Raw genomic sequence first — 20,613 nt, 5'->3', positions numbered from 1 at the left:
GTCCACAGCCCCCGCGGGCCGCCTGTCCGGCGGCGTACGCTGAAGGAATCCCCGGCCCGCCGCTCGAGTCGGGATCTTCGCGTTGCCCACCTTCGGACGGATTCGGACGGAAAAGCCCCTCATGAGCCTGCACGGTCTGCTCGACGCCGTCGTCAAGGACCCCGCCCTCGCGGAAGCGATCACCGCGGCGGCGGACGGCAACCGCATGCACGTCGACATCGTCGGTCCCCCCGCCGCCCGCCCCTTCACCGTCGCCGCCCTGGCCCGCGAGGCCGCCCGTCCCGTGCTCGCGGTGACGGCGACCGGCCGCGAGGCCGAGGACCTGGCAGCGGCGCTGCGCTCGCTGCTGCCCGCGGAAGGCGTCGTGGAGTACCCCTCCTGGGAGACGCTGCCGCACGAGCGGCTCAGCCCGCGCAGCGACACCGTGGGCCGCCGCCTGGCCGTGCTGCGCCGACTGGCCCACCCGAGCCCCGACGATCCGGAGACCGGCCCGGTCTCCGTCGTTGTCGCACCCGTGCGCTCGGTGCTCCAGCCGCAGGTCAAGGGCCTGGGCGACCTGGTGCCGGTGTCCCTGCGGACGGGGCAGACCGCGGACCTGAACGACGTGGTGGACGACCTCGCCGCCGCCGCGTACTCCCGGGTGGAGCTGGTGGAGAAGCGCGGTGAGTTCGCCGTGCGCGGCGGCATCCTCGACGTCTTCCCGCCCACCGAGGAACACCCCCTGCGCATCGAGTTCTGGGGCGACGACGTCGAGGAGATCCGGTACTTCAAGGTCGCCGACCAGCGCTCCCTGGAGGTCGCCGAGCACGGCCTGTGGGCCCCGCCCTGCCGTGAGCTGCTGCTCACCGAGGACGTACGCAGGCGGGCGCGTGCCCTCGCCGAGCGGCACCCCGAACTCGGCGAGCTGCTGGGCAAGATCGCCGAGGGCATCGCGGTGGAGGGCATGGAGTCCCTGGCCCCGGTCCTGGTCGACGACATGGAGCTGCTGCTCGACGTGGTGCCCAAGGGCGCCATGACCGTGGTGTGCGACCCGGAGCGGGTGCGCACGCGAGCGGCGGACCTGGTGGCGACCTCCCAGGAGTTCCTCCAGGCGTCCTGGGCGGCCTCGGCCGAAACGTGGCGCGCGGGCGAAGCCCGCTCGGTTGAGGGTGGTGGTGGGCGACGGGCGGGAGGGGAGGCGCCCATCGACCTCGGCGCGGCCTCCCTGTGGTCGATCGCGGACGTCCGGGACCGGGCGCGCGAGCTGGACATGATGTGGTGGTCGGTGTCGCCGTTCGCCGCGGACGAGACGGCGTACGACGGGGACGGGGACACGCTCCAGCTGGGCATGCACGCGCCCGAGACGTACCGCGGGGACATCGCGAAGGCGCTCGCCGACACCAAGGGCTGGCTCGCGGACGGCTGGCGCGCGGTGTACGTCACCGAGGGCCACGGCCCGGCCTCGCGCACCGTCGAGGTGCTGGGCGGGGAGGGCATCGCGGCCCGTCTCGACGTGGACCTCGGGCAGCTGTCCCCGTCGGTCGTGCACGTGACCTGCGGCGGCATCGACCACGGCTTCGTCGACGCCGCGCTGAAGCTGGCCGTGCTCACCGAGACCGACCTGACCGGCCAGAAGACGGCCGGCCGGGACGGCGCGCGGATGCCGGTGCGGCGGCGCAAGACCATCGACCCGCTGACCCTGGAGACGGGCGACTACATCGTCCACGAGCAGCACGGCGTGGGCCGCTACATCGAGATGGTGCAGCGCACGGTGCAGGGCGCGACCCGCGAGTACCTGGTGGTGGAGTACGCCCCGGCCAAGCGCGGCCAGCCCGGCGACCGGCTGTACATCCCCACCGACCAGCTGGAGCAGATCACCAAGTACGTCGGCGGCGAGGCGCCCACCCTGCACCGGCTCGGCGGTGCCGACTGGACGAAGACCAAGGCGCGGGCGAAGAAGGCGGTCAAGGAGATCGCCGCCGACCTGATCAAGCTCTACAGCGCGCGGATGGCGGCGCCCGGGCACGCCTTCGGCACGGACACGCCGTGGCAACGCGAACTGGAGGACGCCTTCCCGTACGCGGAGACCCCGGACCAGCTGACCACGATCGCCGAGGTCAAGGAAGACATGGAGAAGTCGGTCCCGATGGACCGCCTGATCTGCGGCGACGTCGGCTACGGCAAGACGGAGATCGCGGTCCGCGCCGCCTTCAAGGCCGTCCAGGACGGCAAGCAGGTCGCGGTCCTGGTCCCGACGACACTGCTGGTGCAGCAGCACTTCGGCACGTTCTCCGAGCGGTACGCGCAGTTCCCGGTGAACGTCAGAGCGCTCTCCCGCTTCCAGACAGACACCGAGGCGAAGGCGGTCGTGGAGGGCCTCGTGGAGGGATCGGTGGACGTCGTCATCGGCACCCACCGCCTGTTCTCCTCGGAGACGAAGTTCAAGGACCTCGGCCTGGTCATCGTCGACGAGGAGCAGCGCTTCGGCGTCGAGCACAAGGAGCAGCTGAAGAAGCTCCGCGCGAACGTCGACGTCCTGACGATGTCGGCGACCCCGATCCCGCGCACGCTGGAGATGGCGGTGACCGGCATCAGGGAGATGTCGACGATCACCACGCCGCCGGAGGAGCGGCACCCGGTGCTGACGTTCGTCGGGCCGTACGAGGAGAAGCAGATCGGCGCGGCGATCCGCCGCGAACTGCTGCGCGAGGGTCAGGTCTTCTACATCCACAACCGGGTGGAGTCCATCGACCGCGCCGCGGCCCGGCTGCGTGAGATCGTCCCCGAGGCGCGCATCGCCACCGCCCACGGCCAGATGTCGGAGACGGCCCTGGAGCAGGTCGTCGTCGACTTCTGGGAGAAGAAGTTCGACGTGCTGGTCTCGACGACGATCGTCGAGTCCGGCATCGACATCTCCAACGCCAACACCCTGATCGTGGAGCGCGGCGACAACTTCGGCCTGTCCCAGCTGCACCAGTTGCGCGGCCGGGTGGGCCGTGGCCGCGAGCGCGGCTACGCCTACTTCCTGTACCCGCCGGAGAAGCCGCTGACGGAGACCGCCCACGAGCGCCTGGCCACCATCGCGCAGCACACCGAGATGGGCGCGGGCATGTACGTGGCGATGAAGGACCTGGAGATCCGCGGCGCCGGAAACCTGCTGGGCGGCGAGCAGTCCGGGCACATCGCGGGCGTCGGCTTCGACCTGTACGTGCGCATGGTGGGCGAGGCCGTCGCGGACTACCGGCGGCAGTTGGAGACGGGAGAGATCGAGGAGGAGCCGCCGCTCGAGGTCAAAATCGAGCTGCCGGTCGACGCGCACGTCCCGCACGACTACGCGCCCGGGGAGCGGCTGCGCCTCCAGGCCTACCGGTCCATCGCCTCCGCGGACTCCGAGGAGGACATCAAGGCCGTCCGCGAGGAACTCACCGACCGCTACGGCAAGTTGCCCGAGCCGGTGGAGAACCTGCTGCTGGTGGCCGGTCTGCGCATGCTCGCCCGGGCCTGCGGCGTCGGCGAGATCGTCCTCCAGGGCAACAACATCCGCTTCGCCCCGGTGGATCTGCGCGAGTCGCAGGAGCTGCGCGTCAAGCGCCTCTACCCGGGCTCGGTGATCAAGCCGGCCGTCCACCAGGTCCTCGTGCCCCGTCCCAAGACCGCGAAGATCGGCGGCAAGCCGCTGGTCGGCCGTGAACTGCTGGGCTGGGTGGGGGAGTTCCTGGCTTCCATTCTGGGTTCGTAGTCCGCGCGTCTCCGGGCCGCGAAGGGTTCGCCGTCCGCGCACGTTGACGCCCCGTGACCCCAGTACCCCCTGTGTGGCCTGGGCATATTCCCCGCTACGGTGGGCACCAGGTGAAGGACGCCCGAACCAGGGGCGAGACCAGGCAGGTTAGGGGAGGGGCGCAGCGTGACGCGTCTGCGGGGCGGGGCGGTTGCGGCTGCCGTAATGGCACTGTTCGTGACCGGATGCACGGAGCAGTTGGACGGCGCGGGCGGGCCCGAGCCGGCGAAGACCGGCGGCGCGGCCCTCGCCGCCGCCGAGTCACTGACCGTCAAGGGCCGGGCACCGAAGACCGGCTACGCCCGGGAGAAGTTCGGCACCGCCTGGGCGGACACCGACTCCAACGGCTGCCCCACCCGCGACGACATCCTCGAACGGGATCTGGAGCAGGTGCGGTTCACCGACGGGGACTGCAAGGTGTCGTACGGCGTGCTGGAGCGGGACCCGTACTCCGGCAAGGAGATCGTCTACCGGCGTGGGCGCAGCCAGGTCGACATCGACCATGTCGTCGCCCTCTCGGACGCCTGGCAGAAGGGCGCCGCGTACTGGGACGCGAGCAAGCGCATAGCGCTGGCCAACGACCCGCTCAACCTGCTCGCCGTGGACGCGAGCACCAACCGCTCCAAGGGCGACGGCGACACGGCGACGTGGCTGCCGCCCGCCAAGGCCTACCGGTGCACGTACGTCGCCGCGCAGGTCGCGGTGAAGAAGAAGTACGAACTGTGGGTCACCGCGGCCGAGAAGACCGCGATGAAGAAGGTCCTGTCCACCTGCCCCGGCCAGAAGCTCCCCTCCGGCGGCAACCCGACGAAGGCACCGGAGCGCTTCCGGGCCCGCTGAGCGCGGTCGGGGTCGCCGCCACACGCCGGCCGCCGGAGAAGCGGTCGGCGTGTGGCGGCTCGGGCGTCAGAGCTTGTCGAGGTCCAGGACGTCCTTGTCGGCGGGCGGCACCGCCGGGACCGGCTTGTCGTAGTCCGTGAAGGAGATGTCTTCCGGCTGCTTCGCCGTGGTGTTCTCGATCCGCAGCAGGTACGGCTTGCCCTCGGTGGCGACGTAGAGGGTGTGGCGGTCCTTGCCCTCGGCCTCGGTGAGGGTGAACGCGGGTGTGCCGTCGAGGGTCGTCGCCCTGCCCTTGCGGGCGGCCGAGCGGGTGTCCTCGAAGTCGGCGAGCAGCCCGTCGAGGTCGCAGAAGCCGGTGATGTCCTTGGCGTCGGCACTGTCGGCGGCGGTCTTCACCCAGCGGTCGGCGAGCATGTCCACCACTCCGTCGACCTCCGACTTGGACTGCCCCTTGCCCTCGGAGCGCAGGTACGCCTCGTCGAACTTCATGTAGACCGTGTCGTCGGTCCTGATGAGGCCGACCTCGCCCTCGCCGGACATTCCCAGGGTCCCGGCGCAGTGCCCCTCGCGGTCCAGGGCCAGGTCGAGCTCGACGGTGCCCTCGTCGTCGGGGACGCTGCCCTTCAGGGTGAGGGAGGTGGCGCTCCGGGTGGCCTTGAGCGCCCTGTCGACGATCTCCTGCCCGGACAGGTCGGCGAACGGGGCCTGTCCGTCCGTGGCGCCGGCGGCCTTGTGCGTTGAGCCGGCCGTGCCCTCGGCGCCGCCGTCTGCCGCGTCCGGCTTCTCGGAGCCGCACGCGGTGAGCGCGAGCGAGGCGGTGACGGCGGCCAGGCAGAGTGCGGCGGCGGTGTGACGCATGGGGTCCCCCTGGGTTGTCGTGAGGTGAGTGAGCGGCGATCGTGCCGTGGTGACGGCACGGGCAGGGGGCGATGGTGCGGCGGGGAGCACCGGGTGCGGGGGCCCCGGTGCGGATGTGAGGCACCGGGGGCCGGGGCCCGGTGCGGGAGCGGAAGCTCTAGAAGTTGCCGTTGCCGAGCAGTTCGCCGTCGGCGTCGTAGACCGTGACGAGGCCGTTCTCGCTGTGCTTCCAGTCCGCGAAGACGGAGGCGATCAGCTTGGCGGGACCCGTCCCCTTGCCCATCAGGCCGCCGGTGAAGTCGGTGTGGATGTCGACGCTGTCGAGGATGTCGTTCTGCTCGTCGGCGCCCTGGACCTTGGTGACGTGGGCGACGGCTTCCTTCTCCTTCGCGGTGCCGTTCTTGTTCACGAAGGCCTTGAACTGGTCCGCCTGGGAGCCCTTGGCGGACTTCTTGTCCTTGGCGGCGCCCTTGCCGCTGGTGCCGCCGCTGGCCCCCTCGGCCGCCGCCGAGCTGGACGAGCCGCTCTTGGAGTCGCCGGTGTCGGCGCTGCACGACACCGCGCCGATGATCGCGAGACCGACGGCGGCGCCCAGCGCGAGCTTCGTCTTCATGCTCATGAGAAATCCCCTCCCGAGAATGGCGCCGCCATGATCCGGCGGTCGCCCGTTGCGATGGGTCAATCAGAGCAGAAGCTGTGAACCGAGTCAACAAGAACTCCATCGGTTTATCGGTTCACCCCGTGAAGGGGGCTTTCGGGCACCCTTGGGTATGCTCGACGCCACAGAGCCATCACGAGGGGAGCCGTGCGGGTGCAGGACAACGCCACTGAGGTGACCGCCGCCGGAATCGCACGGCTCGCGGGGGTCGGCCGAGCCGCCGTCAGCAACTGGCGCCGCCGCCACGCCGACTTCCCCCGACCTGTCGGCGGCACCGAGGCGAGCCCCGCCTTCGCGCTCGCCGAGGTCGAGGAGTGGCTGCGCAAGCAGGGCAAACTCGCCGAGGTGCCGCTCCGCGAACGGGTCTGGCAGCAGCTCGCCGGACACCCCGCCGGCCCCGTCACCGCCCTCGTCCACGCGGGCTGCGCACTGCTCCTGATCCGCGACCGGCCCACCGAATGGCTGAAGCTGAGCGGCCTGACCGACGCACGCATGGCCGAACTGCTTCCCGCCAAGCTGGCCAAAGCCCTCACCCATCGGTTCGGTTCACAGACCGCTGTGAACACTCAGGGCACGACCCCCGCCCCGGTCGACGCCGACCGCAGTTCACAGGCGACTGTGAACACCGACGGAGCTCCCCCCGCCGCCGCACCCGGCGACGGCCCGGTGACGGCCCCCGCCGGTCACGTGGCCCTGGTCCCGCCCGGCCCCGCCGAACTGGCCGCCTCCGTGCCGCTGCTGAGGGGCGTCGGCGAACTCGCCGTCGAACTCGGCACCCGCCGCGCCTTCGAGTTCCTGCTCGGCCGGCAACTCGACGCCAACCCCCGCCAGTACACACTCACTCCGGCCGGGCCCGCTGCGCTGATGGCCGAACTCGCCGGCCGGCCCCGTACGGTGCTCGACCCCGCCGCCGGCACCGGCGCCCTGCTCGGCGCGGCCGGCTCGCCGACCGCCGTGTACGCGCAGGACGCCGCCGCCGACCTGGCCGCCCTCACCGCGCTGCGGCTCGCCCTGAGCACCGACGCCGAGGTGCACGCACGCGTCGGCGACACCCTGCGCGCCGACGCCTTTCCTGGCCTCACGGTGGACGCGGTGCTGTGCCACCCGCCGTTCAACGAGCGCAACTGGGGCCATAACGAACTCGCCTACGACCCGCGCTGGGAGTACGGCTTCCCCGCGCGCACCGAATCCGAACTGGCCTGGGTCCAGCACGCCCTCGCCCACCTGCGCGACGGCGGCACCGCCGTCCTGCTGATGCCGCCCGCCGCCGCGTCCCGCCGCTCCGGCCGCCGCATCCGCGCCGACCTGCTCCGCCGCGGCGCCCTGCGGGCCGTGATCGCGCTGCCCGCCGGGTCGGCGCCCCCGTACAACATTCCGCTGCACCTCTGGGTGCTGCGCCGCCCCGCCGCCGGAGCCCAGCCCTCCCCGCCCGAACTGCTGCTCGTGGACACGGCCGCCGCCGACGGGCCCGCCCGCGGCGACTGGCAGGCCGTGCGCTCCGCCGTCCTCGACGCCTGGCGGCCCTTCGACCGCACCGGCACGGCCGACGAGCAGCCGGGGCTCAGCCGCTGCGTCCCGGTGATCGACCTCCTCGACGACGACGTCGACCTCGCCCCCGCCCGCCACCTGCCGCTGGCGGCCGACGGCGGAGCCGAGCAACTGGCCGACGTCGGGGCGCGCCTGGGCGACACCCTGCGGCTCGCCGCCAACCTCGCCCCGCCGCCGCCCGCCACCGGGGCCCCGCCGGCGCGCTGGCCGCTGACCAGCGTCGGCGAACTCGCCCGCGCGGGCGCCCTGGTCCTGCGCACCTCCGGCAGCACCGGCCCCACCGCCGCGTCGCACCCCCGTACCCCCGCCGCCGGTGTCCCGGCCGCCGGCCGGCCGTCCCGTACGGGCGTTCCCGTCCTCACCGACCACGACGTCCTCGCCGCCGCCGCGCCGTCCGGGATGCTGCCCGACGGGGAGCCGGCCGAGGACATCGTGCTCACCGAAGCCGGCGACGTCGTCGTCCCCGTCCTCGGCGGGGGGCGCGTCGCCCGCGTCGTCGACGAGCGCACCGCCGGGGCCGCGCTCGGCCGCAACCTCACCCTGCTGCGCCCCGACCCGGCCGCGCTCGACCCGTGGTTCCTCGCCGGATTCCTGCGCGGCACCGCCAACAACCGCCAGGCCAGCAGCTACGCGTCCACCGCGACCCGGCTCGACGCGCGCAGGCTCCAACTCCCCCGGATCCCGCTGGAGCAGCAGCGGACCTACGGCGAACGGTTCCGCGGACTGGCCGCCTTCGAGGACGCCCTGCGACTGGCCGGACACCTCGGCGAGCAACTGGTGCGGGGCATGTACGACGGGCTGACCGACGGGACGGTCCCGCCCGGCGGCTGACCGAGCGGGGGCCGACCAAGCGCGCGCTGCGGGACGGCGGAGAGGAGGGCGGGAGCGGGAGACGGCAACGGTTCGGTACATCCCAAGCCGGTTGTCCGGGCGGACCGATACCCTCGGAACACGCTCGGAGCACCCTCGGTTCCGCACCGTACGCAACGTCCCCACAGGCGCCCCACCGGGGCCTCGGCACTAGGAGCAGTCATGCACGGCCCCGGCCACGCACCGCCGCAGCCTCCGCGCCCCTCGACCGCGCTGGTGGTCGGGCTCCGGGTGCTGTTCGTGGCCCTCTCGGTGCTGAGCCTCGGCTTCCTGGCCTGGGGCACCATGCTGCGCGTCGCCTGCCTGACCCGTGCCCGGCGCGACTGGATCCTGTTCGCCCTGTCACTCGTCGTCCTGTGCGTGGGCTGTGTGTTCCTGGGCGTCGACGGCACCGGCGAGGAGGGCGACCCGCAGACCTGGCGCGGCGATGTCGGCGTGGCGCTGCTCCTGCTGTCCGCGTTCGGCAGCGTCGGCTACTTCCTGTTCCGGGACCTCCGCCACCACGAGGCCCCCCTGGCCGGCAGGATCGTCCCCAGTCCCACGGCCGCCACCGTGGTGTACGGCTACCCGCCGTCCGCCGCCCCGCAGAGCTACGGCCCGCCGCCCGCCCCGTACGGCCGGCCACAGCCCGCGTCCTACTCCCCGCCGCAGCCGGGTCCTTACTCCCCGCCGCAGCCCGCCTCCTTCCAATCCGCGCCGAACCCGGCGCCCGCGCCCGCCCCCAACGCGGTGCCCCGGCAGCCGCAGCGTCCCGCGCCCGCCCGCATCGACCAGGTCCGCGCCGAACTGGACGAGCTGAGCGACTTCCTGCGCGGCCAGGACAACGGCCACGGCCACGGCGGGCAGTCCGGCCATGGTGGGCAGTCCGGTCACGGCGGGCAGTCCGGCCATGGTGGGCAGTCCGGTCACGGCGGGCGGTCCGGACAGGGCGGAACCACCCCGGGCACCGGGGACGCCGGGTTCACCACGAGCTGGGGCGCGGGAGACGGCCGGTGACCGCACGCGTCGTCGCCGGACGCTACGAACTGTCCACGCTCATCGGACAAGGCGGCATGGGCCAGGTGTGGACGGGCTACGACAAGCGGCTCGACCGCCGGGTCGCCGTCAAACTGCTGCGCCCCGACAAGGTCGCGGGACCCCACAGCCAGGACGCCGCCGAACTGCGCCGCCGCTTCGTCCGCGAGTGCCGCGTCACCGCCCAGGTCGACCACCCCGGCCTGGTCACCGTGCACGACGCGGGCAGCGAGGACGAGAACCTCTACCTCGTCATGCAGTACGTCGACGGCGCCGACCTCGCCGACCACCTCGCCGAACACGAGCCGTACCCCTGGCGGTGGGCGGTCGCCGTCGCCGCCCAGCTGTGCGCCGTGCTGTCCGCCGTGCACGCCGTACCGATCGTCCACCGCGACCTCAAACCGCGGAACGTGATGGTGAAGCCGGACGGCACCGTCACCGTCCTCGACCTCGGCGTCGCCTCCGTCCTCAGCACCGAGACCACCCGCCTCACCCGCACCGGCTCACCCATCGGCAGCCCTGCCTACATGGCCCCCGAACAGGCCATGGGCGGCGCCGTCGGTCCGTACACCGACCTGTACGCGCTCGGCGTGGTGCTGCACGAACTCCTCAGCGGAGACGTCCCGTTCGCCGCCTCCACCGCGGTCGGCGTGCTGCACCGCCACCTCTACGAGCCGCCGGTGCCCGTGCGTCGGCTGCGCCCTGAGATCCCCGACGCCCTCGAATCCCTCGTGCTGCGGCTGCTCGCCAAGGACCCCCAGCACCGCCCGGCCAGTGCCCAGGCGGTGTACGAGGACCTGCTGCCGCTGCTGCCCCCGCGCGGCCCGCACACCGGCGGCCCCCTCGATCCGACCCGCCCCTTCCTGCGACCGCACGCCCCCTGGCCCGACCGAGCCGTCATCCCCGCGCCGCGCCCCGAACCGGCCACCGCCGGGGCCGGCGGCCACCACGACGTCGCCACCGCCGTCGACGAGGTCAAGAGGCTGCTCGGCGAGGGCCGCATCACCCAGGCCGTCGACGTCCTCGGCGCGATCCTCCCGGCCGCCGCCGCCCAGCACGGCGAGCACTCCCCGGTGGTGCGCACCCTGCGCAAGCAGTACGCGGCCACGCTGATGGACGACGGTCAGTACCGGCGCGCCCTGCCCGAACTGCGGCGCCTCGCCGACGAACGGGCCACCGAGGCGGGCCCCGCCGACCCGCAGTCCCTCCGGTTCCGCTACGACGCGGCGCAGTGCCTCGAGCAACTCGGCGAGCCGGCCGCGGCACTCACCGAGTACCGGGCTCTGCTGCCCTACTTCGAGAACCGGTTCGCGGAGAACCCGTACACGGCCGCCGATCCCGACCTGCCCTTCGAGATCCGCCGCCGCATCGGGCACCTGCTGCTCGCTCTCGGCGACCGGACCGCCGCCCACGACACCCTGCTGCGCCTGCTGCACGACGCGGAGCGCCGGCACGGACCCGTGCATCCCTTCCCGGCCGAGATCCAGCGCACCCTGCACTGGCTGGGCCAGGTGCACGGCTGACCGGTGCGGTTCAACGCCCGTACAGGGGTGAGGTTCAGCGCCCGTACGGGTAGCCGTACGTGCCCTGCGGCACCGTGGGTGACGAAGGGCCCGCCCCGTACCCGGCCGCTGCCGCCGCTTGCGGCATCCGCCGGTCGAACACGGCGAAGAACAGCATCCCCGTCGCCGCCAGCAGGCACAGGATGATCACGATGCCGAGCACCGCGGCGGCGTCGCTGTCGTCGGGCACGACGAACAGTCCCGGCATCACGGCACACTCGTACAGGACGAACGCGGCGAAGGCGCCCCAGTCCGACCCGCGTCCGCGGCGGATCGCCACGTACAGGAACGGCACCCACACCAGCAGGCCCAGGGAGCCCCAGACCAGGACGGACCAGACGATCCGCTGGAACCAGCCGGCCTCCAGCCGCTTGTCCATCTCCACCCCCAAGCGCTCCGCCGCTCGGGGGACGGAGTCGTCGCAGGGCAAGGTTAAGGCCACGGCGGGGGGCGTGGAGGCCGCATGTGGACGACGGGACGGGCGGCGGGAAGGGGTGAGGGACAGGGGCGCGGGCTCAGGACTCCTTGCGCAGGGCGTCCACGATCCGGAGCGTGAGCTTCTTCGCCGTCGCCGCCCCGTTGTCGTGGCCGTCAGTCGACATGACGCTGACGACGTTCGTGCCGACGCGGGCCGCGACGAGGGTCGAGCCGTTGTCCCAGGACGGGTCCGTGAGGGTGAGGGTGTAGGCGCCGTCGCCCAGGCCGGGCGTGGAGCGGCCGGTGACCCTCACCTTGGTGCGGGTCTGCGAGTCGGTGAAGTCCGTGCAGGCCGTGGCCGCCTTCTCCACGGACTTGAGGACGCTCGCCGCCGTCGTGCCCCGGTAGGCGTCGATCTCCTGACCGATGTCCTCGGAGGTGTTCTTGTCGACGTAGTCGTTCTGCGCGAAGGACACGCCGCTGATCCCGGTGATGTCTATCCAGGCGGTGCCGCCCAGCTTGCCGCAGTCCGGCTTGGCCGCCGGGGCGCTCGACGGGGGCGTGTAGGTGCCGCCGGAGTCCCTGGCCCCGCTCGGGTCGACGGCGAAGCCGGAGGCGAAGAACGACGCCGGGGCGAGCGCCTTCTTCAGCTGGGTGCCCGTGAGCAGACCGGCGTTCGGGTCGCTGGAGGACCCGGAGGACGCATGGCCGGCGGAGCCGGACGAGCCGCAGGCCGTCAGGGCCAGGGGAAGCGCGGCCAGGGCGAGAACACGGGCGGCGCGGGGCGCGAAGTGCATGTGAGGTGCTTTCTCGGGCTGGGCCACAGAGGCGTGGCCAGCGGACCTTATGACGTCCGAGCAGGCCGGATCGGCGCCCGTCGCAGGTAACACGCATGTTTTTGCTGCGCCTTGAATGATTCTTGTGCCCTGCGAGGCGATCACTTTTCAGGCCGGAGAGGTTCCGTCGGTTAGCGTGCCTCCGCAAACGTGCAACATGCACCTAAACGACGACAGGGGTGGGGATGGCCGAGCACCGGCAGTCGAAGAAGCGCAGGTACATCACGTGGGCGGCGGCCGGGGCCGTCGTCGTCGCCGGCGCCGGGATCGCGGCCCAGACGTCCATGGCGGCCACCTCCTGGCCCGCCCAGAAGACCTTCACCGGCCGTGCCTTCGACACCTGCTCGGCGCCCTCGCTGAGCGCCATGAAGGCCTGGAACACCGGCTACTACGGAGCCGCAGCCGTCTACGTCGGCGGCAAGAACCGCGGCTGCGCCCAGCCCAACCTCACCGCCTCCTGGGTGAAGTCGGTGAGCTCCATGGGCTGGAAGCTCATCCCGCTGTACGTCGGCGCGCAGCCGCCCTGCCAGAAGAGCGCCAACCCCGAGCGGCTCACCGCCGCCACGGCCGCCTCCCTGGGCACCAGCGACGCCAAGGACGCGGTGGCCAAGTCGGCGGCGCTCGGCCTCAAGGCGGGCAGCCCCGTCTACCTCGACATGGAGCCGTACGACATCACCGACAAGGCGTGCAACAACGCGGTGCTGACCTACGTCCGAGCCTTCGACAAGGAACTGCGCGCCAAGACGTACCGGGCCGGCTTCTACGGCTTCACCAGCTCCAGCGCCAAGGCCATCGCGACCGCGACGAACAAGACGGACCTGCCGGGCAACCTCTGGTACGCCCTGTGGGACGGCAAGGACACCACCACCACGGACTGGCCCTTCGGCAAGACCCAGTTCACCGACCACAGCCGCGCCCACCAGTACAAGGTCAACAGCAAGGAGACCCGCGGCGGCCACACCATCACCGTCGACCGCGACACCTGGGACGCCCCGGTGGCGATCACCGGCTGACGCCGGGCTTCGGCCTCGGCCGGCGTCCGCTCGGGCGAGAGCGGCGTGATGGTGGGACATCCGTTCGGGCGGGTGTGGCGTGACGGTGCCTGAAGTCGTGGTGAATCGTTGGTCGAATGGGTTGGCCGGAGCCCGGCCGCTGCCTACCATCGATCATCGCAAGACTTTGTGCGCCCGCCCGTCGTTCTACCACCACCCCTGGTGGAGGCGCTGCGCGCCGCACCTGTCGAAGCAATCTCCACAACGGGAGGTTTCCTTGCACCGCCGCCGTCGCACCGCGCTCGTCCTGTCCGCCGCGCTCCTCGCGGCGGCACCCCTGCTCACCGCCTGTGGAAGCGACGCGCGTCCGGGCGCGGCGGCCGTGGTCGGCGGCCAGCGGATCACCCTCGGGCAGTTGCAGAGCCGGGTGAGCGAGGTGCGCGAGGCACAGCGGGCCGCGGTGGCCGACGAGGCGCAGTACCAGCAGGCCGTCGCCGCGACCGGCACGCTCACCCGGGACACGCTGCACCAGATGGTGCTCGACCGGGTGCTGGACCGCGCCGCCCGGAACGCGGGCCTCAGCGTCAGCCGCCGCGAGATCCAGCAGCTGCGCACCGGCCTCGAGCAGCAGGCGGGCGGCGCCAAGGCGCTCGAGGACACCTGGCTCCAGCGGTACGGGGTGCCGCCGCGGCGCCTCGACGACAACCTGCGCCTCCAGCTGGAGGCGCAGAAGCTCGCGGCCCATCTGAACACCGACGCCGGCCAGCCGGCCTTCTGGAAGGCGCTGTCCGAGGCCTCCGCCGAACTCCGCGTCGACCTCAACCCGCGCTACGGCGCGTGGGACGTCGAGAAGAGCACCCTCGTGAACGCGAAGACGCCGTGGCTGCGGGACGTCTCGGCGGCGGACGCGAAGCAGTCGGCCTGACCGGACGCCGGACGGCCGGGCCCGTGGACAACCGGGCCGGGGGACGGCCCTCGGCCTGTGGACAACCGGGGGTGACGTCGGCGGTGTGCGTTACGTTCGGACCGTGAACACCACCAGCGCGACCACCTCCGAAGCGGCCCCGGGCCGGATCATCCTGCTCACCACCAGCCATCGGGTCGCCCCCGGGCTGCTGTCCTGGCCCGCCTGGCAGGCGCTGCGGGCGGCCGACCGGGTGCTGTGCGCGGACGGTGCCCATCCGCAGCTGCCGTATCTGCGGGAGGCGGGCACAGCCGTGGACGAGGCGGCACCGACCGCCGAGGAGCTGGTGGACGCGTGCGCCGGCGGCCGTACGGTCGTCGTCGTGGCCACCGGCGAAGGCGAGCCCGCCCTGACCGACGGCCTGGCCCGCCTGGCCGGCTCCGGCCGTGTGCACATGCCGGAGCTGGAGCTCCTCCCCGCCTCCTACGACCTGCCCGGCGCCCGCCTGCTCGACCTCGTCCAGGTCATGGACCGTATCCGCGCCGAGTGCCCCTGGTCGTCCCGGCAGACCCACAAGGGCCTGGCCAAGTACGGCATCGAGGAGGCGTACGAGCTGGTCGAGGCGATCGAGGACGGCGACCGCGAGGAACTGCGCGAGGAGCTGGGCGACGTCCTGCTCCAGGTGGTCTTCCACGCCCGTATCGCCGAGGAGGACCCCGAGGAGCCGTTCTCCATCGACGACGTGGCCGGGGGCATCGTCGCCAAGCTGATCCACCGCCACCCGCACGTCTTCGGCGACGAGACCGCCACCACCCCGGAGGAGGTCAAGGAGCACTGGCTGCGCACCAAGGCCGAGGAGAAGCGGCGCACCTCCGTGACCGAGGGCGTCCCCCTCGGCCAGCCCGGCCTCGCCCTCGCCGCCAAGCTGGCCTCCCGGGTCCGCACGGCGGGCCTGGAGGTCCCCCTCCCGGCGAAGGAGGGCTTCGGCTACGAGCTGCTGGCCCTGGCCGCCCGCGCCGAGGCGGAGGGCGTCGACCCGGAGGCGGCACTGCGCGCGGCGGCGCGCGCGTACCGGGACGCGATCATAGAAACGGAGGGCACCTGAAGGCCTGAGGGGCACGGGGCGGCATCGGCACGCGGCTCCACCGCGCGGACGCGCCGACGCTAGGGTCAGCCGTATGCACGACCAGCCACCCACCCTGTTCACCTGGGAGTTCGCGAGCAACCCCTACCCGGCCTACGCCTGGCTCCGCGAGCACGCCCCCGTGCACAGGACCCGTCTGCCCAGCGGAGTCGAGGCCTGGCTGGTCACCCGGTACGCCGACGCCAGGCAGGCCCTCGCCGACCAGCGGCTGTCCAAGAACCCGGCGCACCACGCCGAGCCCGCGCACGCCAAGGGCAAGACCGGCATCCCCGGCGAGCGCAAGGCCGAGCTGATGACCCACCTGCTGAACATCGACCCGCCGGACCACACCCGGCTGCGCCGGCTGGTCAGCAAGGCGTTCACCCCGCGCCGCGTCGCCGAGTTCGCCCCGCGTGTGCAGGAGCTGACCGACGGGCTCATCGACGGGTTCGCCGAGCGCGGCACCGCCGACCTCATCCACGAGTTCGCCTTCCCGCTGCCCATCCACGCCATCTGCGACCTGCTCGGCGTCCCCCGCGAGGACCAGGACGACTTCCGGGACTGGGCGGGCATGATGATCCGCCACGGCAAGGGCCCGCGCGGCGGAGTGGCCCGCTCGGTGAAGAAGATGCGCGGCTATCTCGCGGACCTCATCCACCGCAAGCGCGAGGCGCTGCCCGCCGAACCCACCCCCGGCGAAGACCTCATCTCCGGCCTCATCCGCGCCTCCGACCACGGCGAGCACCTCACCGAGAACGAGGCCGCCGCCATGGCCTTCATCCTCCTGTTCGCCGGTTTCGAGACCACCGTCAACCTCATCGGCAACGGCATCTACGCCCTGCTCACCCACCCCGAGCAGCGGGACCGGCTCCAGCGGTCCCTCGCCGAGGGGGACGGCGGCCTGCTGGAGACGGGAGTGGAGGAACTCCTGCGCTACGACGGGCCGGTGGAACTGGCCACCTGGCGCTACGCCACCCGGCCGCTCACCATCGGCGGGCAGGACATCGCCCCCGGCGACCCGGTCCTCGTCGTGCTCGCCGCCGCCGACCGGGACCCGGAGAGGTTCGCCGGCCCCGACGTCCTCGATCTCGGGCGGCGTGACAACCAGCACCTCGGCTACGGACACGGCATCCACTACTGCCTCGGCGCACCGCTCGCCCGCCTGGAGGGCCAGACCGCGCTGGCCACCCTCCTCACCCGGCTCCAGGACCTGCGACTGGATACGGATCCGGCCGACTTGCGCTGGCGCGGCGGGCTCATCATGCGCGGACTGCGGACGCTGCCGGTGCGGTTCACCCCAGGCCGGTAAGTCGCAGGGAAGTCGGACAAGGCCGGAAAAGGCTCCCGCCACCGCACCACGTCCACCCACTGACGGGCACGAAGATGACACACGTTCAACTGTGTGATCTTCACGTGATCTGTGCGGCATGAACTTGTGACAAGCGATCGTCAGCCGATACTTTCACCCATCGGCGTGGCGCCGAGTCCGTGGTCGCCACGCCGGTCACCGCTGTCGCACGAAAGGTCTCCGTATGCTCTCCGGCAACGGTCGTCACCGTCGGCCCCGTCAGGCTCCGGCCCTCCTCGTCGCCGCCGGAGTGACCGGATCCGCCATCGCCATCCCGCTGATCGGCGCCGGCGGCGCCAGCGCGGCCGACGGCAACACGTGGGACAAGGTGGCCAAGTGCGAGAGCGGCGGCGCCTGGAGCGCCAACACCGGCAACGGCTACTACGGCGGCCTGCAGTTGGCGCAGGACGACTGGGAGAAGTACGGCGGTCTCGACTACGCCTCGAGCGCCGACCAGGCCAGCCGGTCCCAGCAGATAGCCGTGGCCGAGAAGCTGCTCGCCGACCAGGGGCCCGGTGCCTGGCCGACGTGCGGGCTGCTCTCCGGGCTCAGCGAGAAGTCCGGGGCGGCGAAGGTCGACACCGGCGTGGGTGATTCTTCGGGATCCTCCAACTCCTCCGGAAAGTCCCTCACGGACGACCTCGGCCTGTCCGACTCGTCGCAGACGTCGACCGGCTCGTCCGGCTCGTCGGACACCGGCCCCGGTTCGGCGGGCTCCTCCGACTCGCCGACCGCATCCCCCGCCACGTCCTCCCCCTCACCGTCCTCGCCCGCCGAGAAGGGCAAGCCGACCAAGTCCGACACGTCCCCCGATGTCGCGGTAAGCGGGCCCCAGTCGCCCGACGCCTCGCCCTCGATCACGCCGGAGCGGGGTGACGCGGACAAGTCGTGGCGGATCGGCGCCACTTCGGCGCTGGTCGACACCGGGGCGCTCGGTACCGGACGGCATCGCGGCGGCAGCGCCGTCGAGGACTCGGCCGACTCTCACGCGGCCGCGTCCTCCGGCCGTCACGCCTCACGCGGCGGGGGCTCCGCGCGCGCCGCGGTCGGCGACTCCTACACCGTCCGTGCCGGCGACTCGCTCGAGTCGATCGCCGACTCCCTTGGCCTCCAGGGCGGATGGGGCGCGCTGTACGCCGCGAACAAGGGGGTGATCGGGTCCGACCCGAACCACATCACCGCCGGTCAGGCCCTGAATGTCCCTATCGAAACGACCCACGACTAGCGGGAGTTCACGTCACACTTCGCGCCGAATGTCCCATTCGCTGAAAGTGTGGGATGAGTCTCAGAAGTACTGATCGTCTTTGGATTTCGGCGGAGCGCATGCCTACGGTCATGACCGCTCGTCACCGCGAGCCCCGGCTGCCGCAACGCCGAATCCTGCCAGCGGCCGCACGGGAACAGTCGTCGCGTCAAGCGCCGTGGGCAGGAGCGGGGGACCCAAGGTAAGTGCCGCGCCGGGCAGTTGACCGGAGCGGCTAGGGGTGGAGCCGTGCCTCACACAGGAGGCACGGCCGGGCAACTCAACCGGCCCGAACCCGACAGCTCACCTCGCAGGCGTCGGTGAGGGGATCCATCCATGCTGTTCTCCAGCAAGGGCAAGCACCGTCGTACGTCCAAGGCCACCCGTGTCATCGCGCTCGCCGGTGTCGCCGGCGCCGCAGTCGCCGCCCCGCTGATGGCGGTCGGCGACGCGTCCGCCGCCACCGCCTCCGAGTGGGACGCGGTCGCCCAGTGCGAGTCGGGCGGCAACTGGTCCATCAACACGGGCAACGGCTTCTACGGCGGACTCCAGTTCACCAACTCCACCTGGGCCGCGTACGGCGGCACCGCCTACGCCTCGCGCGCCGACCTGGCCTCCAAGTCGCAGCAGATAGCCGTCGCCGAGAAGGTCCTCGCGGGCCAGGGCAAGGGCGCCTGGCCGGTCTGCGGCAAGGGTCTGTCCGGCGCCGCCTACACCGGCGGCGCCCCCGCGTCCCCGTCGTCGAGCGGCAGCTCCGCCAAGAGCACCACCACCCGCTCGACCGAGCAGCAGGCCGCCAACCGCTCCGCGACGCGTCCGGCCCCGAGCAAGACCGTCACCACGCCCACCGGCGAGAAGGTCAAGAAGGGCGACGGCGAGTACAAGGTGGTCTCCGGCGACACCCTCAGCTCCATCGCTGCGAAGCACGGGGTCCAGGGCGGCTGGAAGAAGCTGTTCGAGCTGAACAAGGACATCATCGACAACGCCGACCTCATCTACCCGGGCCAGCAGCTCCACCTGAAGTAAGGGCCCGTCCCGCCCTCCATGGGCTCCCCGCCCCGGCGCGTTCCCCCTGCGCGCCGGGGCGGGGCTTTTCGTCTGCCGCTCGCCGGGCCGTTCCCGAACCTTCCCCTCTCCTTTGTTCCGAAAAGGAACAATGGGTGCCGTCACTCTGTCCACGAGGCGGTCGGTCGGCCGGTCGCCGCCCCGGGACGGTTAGGCTCTAGTCGCAAGGCTCACGCCCCGCACTTCCAGCGTCACATCCCAGAAGGAGATGCTCGTGCCGTCCATCGACGTCGTCGTAGCCCGGGAAATCCTGGACTCCCGAGGCAACCCCACGGTCGAGGTCGAGGTCGGCCTCGACGACGGCAGCACCGGTCGTGCCGCCGTCCCCTCCGGCGCCTCCACCGGCGCCTTCGAGGCCATCGAGCTCCGTGACGGCGACCCCAACCGCTACCAGGGCAAGGGCGTCGAGAAGGCCGTCCTCGCCGTGATCGAGCAGATCGGCCCGGAGCTCGTCGGTTACGACGCCACCGAGCAGCGTCTGATCGACCAGGCCATGTTCGACCTGGACGCCACCGACAACAAGGGCTCGCTGGGCGCCAACGCCATCCTCGGCGTCTCCCTCGCCGTCGCCCACGCCGCCTCCGAGGCCTCGGACCTCCCCCTCTTCCGCTACCTGGGCGGTCCGAACGCGCACCTGCTGCCGGTGCCGATGATGAACATCCTGAACGGCGGCTCGCACGCCGACTCCAACGTGGACATCCAGGAGTTCATGATCGCCCCGATCGGCGCGGAGTCCTTCTCCGAGGCCCTGCGCTGGGGCACCGAGGTCTACCACACCCTGAAGAAGGTCCTGAAGAGCAAGGGCCTGTCCACCGGCCTCGGCGACGAGGGCGGCTTCGCCCCGAACCTCGGCTCCAACCGCGAGGCCCTCGACCTCATCCTCGAGGCGATCAAGGAAGCCGGCTACGCCCCCGGCGAGCAGATCGCCCTCGCGCTCGACGTCGCCGCCTCCGAGTTCTACAAGGACGGCAAGTACGTCTTCGAGGGCAAGGAGCGCTCGGCGGCGGAGATGACCGAGTACTACGAGGAGCTGGTGGCCGCCTACCCGCTCGTCTCCATCGAGGACCCGCTGTTCGAGGACGACTGGGCCGGCTGGAAGGTCATCACCGACAAGCTCGGCGACAAGGTCCAGCTCGTCGGCGACGACCTGTTCGTCACCAACCCCGAGCGCCTCGCCCGCGGCATCGAGGAGGGCGCCGCCAACGCGCTGCTGGTGAAGGTGAACCAGATCGGTTCGCTCACCGAGACCCTGGACGCCGTCGAGCTGGCCCAGCGCAACGGCTTCAAGTGCATGATGTCCCACCGCTCCGGCGAGACCGAGGACGTCACGATCGCCGACCTGGCCGTCGCCACCAACTGCGGCCAGATCAAGACCGGCGCCCCGGCCCGCTCCGAGCGCGTCGCCAAGTACAACCAGCTGCTGCGCATCGAGGAGATCCTCGACGACGCCGCGGTGTACGCCGGCCGCTCGGCGTTCCCGCGCTTCAAGGGCTGAGCCGCCCCGGAGGCTGAGCCGCAAAGCGTAAGGCTTCGCCAGTCGCACGTACGTCCCCGTACCCGGTCCCGTACCGTGTCCGG

The 20,613-nt window shown here is 72.0% G+C and carries 16 protein-coding genes and 1 riboswitch; of the genes, 12 read left to right on the top strand and 4 right to left on the bottom strand.

Annotated elements, in window-relative coordinates; genetic code table 11:
- The first annotated feature begins 121 nt into the window (after nucleotides 1–121).
- Complete coding sequence (mfd, locus tag ACFY4A_RS22330; protein WP_390831119.1) at nucleotides 122–3,718, top strand: transcription-repair coupling factor; 3,597 nt, start codon at nucleotides 122–124, stop codon at nucleotides 3,716–3,718.
- Between the two features lie 204 nt (nucleotides 3,719–3,922).
- Nucleotides 3,923–4,597 carry an HNH endonuclease family protein gene (locus tag ACFY4A_RS22325; RefSeq protein ID WP_390831118.1) on the top strand — a complete coding sequence of 225 codons (675 nt, stop codon included), beginning with the start codon at nucleotides 3,923–3,925 and terminating at the stop codon, nucleotides 4,595–4,597.
- A gap of 66 nt (nucleotides 4,598–4,663) precedes the next feature.
- Here the strand turns inward: ACFY4A_RS22325 and ACFY4A_RS22320 are convergent, their stop codons facing one another.
- Both ACFY4A_RS22320 and ACFY4A_RS22315 read right to left on the bottom strand, forming a co-directional pair.
- Nucleotides 4,664–5,455: a hypothetical protein gene (locus ACFY4A_RS22320; protein ID WP_390831117.1), complete on the bottom strand. Its 792-nt coding sequence runs from the start codon at nucleotides 5,453–5,455 to the stop codon at nucleotides 4,664–4,666.
- A gap of 157 nt (nucleotides 5,456–5,612) precedes the next feature.
- Nucleotides 5,613–6,074 (bottom strand): hypothetical protein, encoded by a 462-nt coding sequence (locus ACFY4A_RS22315; RefSeq protein WP_390831116.1) that lies wholly within the window; start codon nucleotides 6,072–6,074, stop codon nucleotides 5,613–5,615.
- Nucleotides 6,075–6,266: 192 nt separating this feature from the next.
- On the opposite strand from ACFY4A_RS22315, the gene ACFY4A_RS22310 reads away from it, so the two are divergent.
- The 3 genes from ACFY4A_RS22310 to ACFY4A_RS22300 all read left to right on the top strand — a co-directional run bounded on the left by ACFY4A_RS22310 (nucleotide 6,267) and on the right by ACFY4A_RS22300 (nucleotide 11,068).
- Nucleotides 6,267–8,492 carry an N-6 DNA methylase gene (locus ACFY4A_RS22310; RefSeq protein ID WP_390831115.1) on the top strand — a complete coding sequence of 742 codons (2,226 nt, stop codon included), beginning with the start codon at nucleotides 6,267–6,269 and terminating at the stop codon, nucleotides 8,490–8,492.
- Nucleotides 8,493–8,693: 201 nt separating this feature from the next.
- On the top strand, nucleotides 8,694–9,527 hold the full coding sequence (locus ACFY4A_RS22305; protein ID WP_390831114.1) for a hypothetical protein: 834 nt from the start codon (nucleotides 8,694–8,696) through the stop codon (nucleotides 9,525–9,527).
- A complete protein-coding gene (locus ACFY4A_RS22300) occupies nucleotides 9,524–11,068 on the top strand; it encodes a protein kinase (RefSeq protein ID WP_390831113.1) in 1,545 nt (514 codons plus the stop codon). The genes ACFY4A_RS22305 and ACFY4A_RS22300 overlap by 4 nt, the downstream gene beginning before the upstream one ends.
- A 34-nt stretch (nucleotides 11,069–11,102) precedes the next feature.
- Here ACFY4A_RS22300 and ACFY4A_RS22295 read toward each other — a convergent pair whose 3' ends face one another.
- The gene (locus ACFY4A_RS22295; protein WP_390831182.1) at nucleotides 11,103–11,486 is read right to left on the bottom strand and encodes a hypothetical protein; all 384 of its coding nucleotides are present in this window, start codon (nucleotides 11,484–11,486) and stop codon (nucleotides 11,103–11,105) included.
- 136 nt (nucleotides 11,487–11,622) lie between these two features.
- Nucleotides 11,623–12,321, bottom strand: a complete 699-nt coding sequence (locus ACFY4A_RS22290) for a hypothetical protein (protein WP_390831112.1) — start codon at nucleotides 12,319–12,321, stop codon at nucleotides 11,623–11,625.
- Between the two features lie 224 nt (nucleotides 12,322–12,545).
- Here ACFY4A_RS22290 and ACFY4A_RS22285 point away from each other — a divergent pair, with 224 nt between their 5' ends.
- The 7 genes from ACFY4A_RS22285 (at nucleotide 12,546) to eno (ending at nucleotide 20,530) form a co-directional block, all read left to right on the top strand.
- Nucleotides 12,546–13,373, top strand: a complete 828-nt coding sequence (locus tag ACFY4A_RS22285; RefSeq protein WP_390831111.1) for a glycoside hydrolase domain-containing protein — start codon at nucleotides 12,546–12,548, stop codon at nucleotides 13,371–13,373.
- 256 nt (nucleotides 13,374–13,629) lie between these two features.
- A complete protein-coding gene (locus ACFY4A_RS22280) occupies nucleotides 13,630–14,277 on the top strand; it encodes a SurA N-terminal domain-containing protein (protein WP_390831110.1) in 648 nt (215 codons plus the stop codon).
- A gap of 103 nt (nucleotides 14,278–14,380) precedes the next feature.
- The gene (locus ACFY4A_RS22275; protein ID WP_390831109.1) at nucleotides 14,381–15,361 is read left to right on the top strand and encodes a nucleoside triphosphate pyrophosphohydrolase; all 981 of its coding nucleotides are present in this window, start codon (nucleotides 14,381–14,383) and stop codon (nucleotides 15,359–15,361) included.
- 73 nt (nucleotides 15,362–15,434) lie between these two features.
- The gene (locus tag ACFY4A_RS22270) at nucleotides 15,435–16,688 is read left to right on the top strand and encodes a cytochrome P450 (protein WP_390831108.1); all 1,254 of its coding nucleotides are present in this window, start codon (nucleotides 15,435–15,437) and stop codon (nucleotides 16,686–16,688) included.
- A gap of 223 nt (nucleotides 16,689–16,911) precedes the next feature.
- Nucleotides 16,912–17,952: a transglycosylase family protein gene (locus ACFY4A_RS22265; RefSeq protein WP_390831107.1), complete on the top strand. Its 1,041-nt coding sequence runs from the start codon at nucleotides 16,912–16,914 to the stop codon at nucleotides 17,950–17,952.
- A 182-nt stretch (nucleotides 17,953–18,134) separates the two neighbouring features.
- Nucleotides 18,135–18,302: riboswitch (cyclic di-AMP (ydaO/yuaA leader) on the top strand.
- 4 nt (nucleotides 18,303–18,306) lie between these two features.
- The gene (locus ACFY4A_RS22260) at nucleotides 18,307–18,996 is read left to right on the top strand and encodes a transglycosylase family protein (protein WP_390831106.1); all 690 of its coding nucleotides are present in this window, start codon (nucleotides 18,307–18,309) and stop codon (nucleotides 18,994–18,996) included.
- A 247-nt stretch (nucleotides 18,997–19,243) separates the two neighbouring features.
- Nucleotides 19,244–20,530, top strand: a complete 1,287-nt coding sequence (eno, locus tag ACFY4A_RS22255) for a phosphopyruvate hydratase (RefSeq protein ID WP_390831105.1) — start codon at nucleotides 19,244–19,246, stop codon at nucleotides 20,528–20,530.
- Nucleotides 20,531–20,613: the final 83 nt, after the last annotated feature.

It is taken from the genome of Streptomyces sp. NPDC001292 (assembly GCF_042896465.1).
Classification (GTDB): Bacteria; Actinomycetota; Actinomycetes; order Streptomycetales; family Streptomycetaceae; genus Streptomyces.
Note: the sequence above shows the minus strand (reverse complement) of the source record. Positions and strands in the feature narration are given on the sequence as shown.

Coding starts and splice junctions, on each gene's coding strand:
- ACFY4A_RS22285 (WP_390831111.1), top strand. CDS start 12,546: ATGGCCGAGCACCGGCAGTCGAAGAAGCGCAGGTACATCACGTGGGCG.
- ACFY4A_RS22305 (WP_390831114.1), top strand. CDS start 8,694: ATGCACGGCCCCGGCCACGCACCGCCGCAGCCTCCGCGCCCCTCGACC.
- ACFY4A_RS22295 (WP_390831182.1), bottom strand. CDS start 11,486: ATGGACAAGCGGCTGGAGGCCGGCTGGTTCCAGCGGATCGTCTGGTCC.
- ACFY4A_RS22290 (WP_390831112.1), bottom strand. CDS start 12,321: ATGCACTTCGCGCCCCGCGCCGCCCGTGTTCTCGCCCTGGCCGCGCTT.
- eno (WP_390831105.1), top strand. CDS start 19,244: ATGCTCGTGCCGTCCATCGACGTCGTCGTAGCCCGGGAAATCCTGGAC.
- ACFY4A_RS22320 (WP_390831117.1), bottom strand. CDS start 5,455: ATGCGTCACACCGCCGCCGCACTCTGCCTGGCCGCCGTCACCGCCTCG.
- ACFY4A_RS22260 (WP_390831106.1), top strand. CDS start 18,307: ATGCTGTTCTCCAGCAAGGGCAAGCACCGTCGTACGTCCAAGGCCACC.
- mfd (WP_390831119.1), top strand. CDS start 122: ATGAGCCTGCACGGTCTGCTCGACGCCGTCGTCAAGGACCCCGCCCTC.
- ACFY4A_RS22265 (WP_390831107.1), top strand. CDS start 16,912: ATGCTCTCCGGCAACGGTCGTCACCGTCGGCCCCGTCAGGCTCCGGCC.
- ACFY4A_RS22325 (WP_390831118.1), top strand. CDS start 3,923: ATGGCACTGTTCGTGACCGGATGCACGGAGCAGTTGGACGGCGCGGGC.
- ACFY4A_RS22270 (WP_390831108.1), top strand. CDS start 15,435: ATGCACGACCAGCCACCCACCCTGTTCACCTGGGAGTTCGCGAGCAAC.
- ACFY4A_RS22315 (WP_390831116.1), bottom strand. CDS start 6,074: ATGAGCATGAAGACGAAGCTCGCGCTGGGCGCCGCCGTCGGTCTCGCG.